Origin of the sequence: Myxococcus qinghaiensis (assembly GCF_024198215.1) — a bacterium.
GTDB classification, from domain to species: domain Bacteria; phylum Myxococcota; class Myxococcia; order Myxococcales; family Myxococcaceae; genus Myxococcus; species Myxococcus qinghaiensis.
Map to the genome: position 1 here is coordinate 1 of NZ_JAKCFA010000082.1, position 1439 is coordinate 1439.

Annotated in this window: 3 protein-coding genes; all 3 read left to right on the forward strand. The window is 69.1% G+C overall.

Going from position 1 to position 1439, the window contains the following annotated elements:
• Window positions 1–85 precede the first annotated feature (85 nt).
• On the forward strand, window positions 86–469 hold the full coding sequence (locus LZ199_RS45925; protein ID WP_254000182.1) for a transposase: 384 nt from the start codon (window positions 86–88) through the stop codon (window positions 467–469).
• Window positions 466–891 (forward strand): IS66 family insertion sequence element accessory protein TnpB, encoded by a 426-nt coding sequence (tnpB, locus tag LZ199_RS45930; protein ID WP_254000183.1) that lies wholly within the window; start codon window positions 466–468, stop codon window positions 889–891. The genes LZ199_RS45925 and tnpB overlap by 4 nt, the downstream gene beginning before the upstream one ends.
• A gap of 33 nt (window positions 892–924) precedes the next feature.
• On the forward strand, window positions 925–1439 hold a 515-nt coding region (locus LZ199_RS45935; protein ID WP_254000184.1), incomplete at its 3' end, for an IS66 family transposase zinc-finger binding domain-containing protein.

Consider the following 1439-nt stretch of genomic DNA (forward strand, 5'->3'; position numbering starts at 1 on the left):
GTAACTCCTCGCCGGAGCCCGTCGTGACAAGCGGGGTATGAGGTGAGGAGGTTGTCGCTCCATGGGTGGGACGAGGAGCGACGGTATGGATTTGGAGCAGATGAGGGAGACGTTGCGCGCGCAGGCGAAGGCCCGTGCGGGAGTGGGAGTGAAGCTCCGTTTCGATGAGGCGTTCCGCGCGCAGGCGGTGGAGTACGTGAGGAGCCGGCAGGCGCAAGGGGTGACGCAGGAGGCGGCGGCCAAGGAGTTGGGGATGTCCTCCTGGACGTTGTCGCGGTGGCACCAGCAGGTGCGGCGAGGAGCGGTGAGGCCTCCAGGAGGCAAGGAGGTGTCGCGGGTGTTCCGCCCCGTCGCATTGAAGCGCGAGTCCGAGGCGGAGCGCTTGGTGGTGCATGCTGCCGGGGGCGTGCGAGTGGAGGGGCTGACGCTGAGGCAGGTGGCGGAGCTGCTGCGGGAGTTGGGGGGATGATTGGCTCCACCCGACGGCTGTCGGTGTACGCGTATGGGCAGCCGTGCGACATGCGCAAGAGCTTCGACACGTTGGCCGCGCTGGTGACAGGCCACATGAGGAGGGACTTGCTGTCGGGCGACGTCTTCCTCTTCGTGGGAAGGAGCCGGCGCCGGGCAAAGGCCCTCTTCTTCGACGGTACGGGGTTGTGCCTCTTCGCCAAGCGGTTGGAGCGTGGCCGTTTCGCGGCGCTCTGGAAACGCGAAGCGCAGGACGTGGCCGTGCAGTTGGCGCACTCCGAGCTCGCCCTCTTCTTCGAGGGCAGCGAGCTCGTCGGGCGCGCGCCCGCCTCCGTGGGTCCGCTGCCCCTGTTTGCCCTGGCGCGCGGCGAGCACACGCGCTTCGAGGACGACGGCGTGCGGAGTGCCAGCACGGTGCGCTGACGCGCGGGGAGGCTTGCTTCCGGGCGCACCGCCATGGCACATGCACGGGCCATGGCGGTGCACCTCGCGCGGGAGAAGGACGTGGAGCGGCTGCGGCAGGCCGCCCTCCTGCTCGAAGCGGAGAATGCCCGGCTGGTGCGACGAAACGTGGAGCTCACCCGCGCACTGCTGCAGGCCCAGGGGGTCGACGCCAGTCACCTTCAGCTCCGCCTGGCCGAATTGGAGCGCCAGTTGGGCAATGCGCGCGCCGCGCTGTTCGCCCCCTCCAGCGAGAAGCGCCCCACCGCCACCCCCGAAGACGGGCACGCCCCTGAAGAGATTCGGCGCGGCCATGGCCCACGTGCGCAGCAGGACCTCCCCTTGGAGGAAGTGATGCACGCGCTGGATGAGGCTGACACCCAGTGCCCCTCCTGCGGCGGACTGCTGACGCCCATGACGGGCTGCTTCGAGGAGTCGGAGGAAGTCGACGTCCTTGAGCGCCGCTTCGTCCTCAAGCGCCACCGCCGCCAGAAGTACCGCTGCGCATGCAACGCGTGTGTCGAGACAGC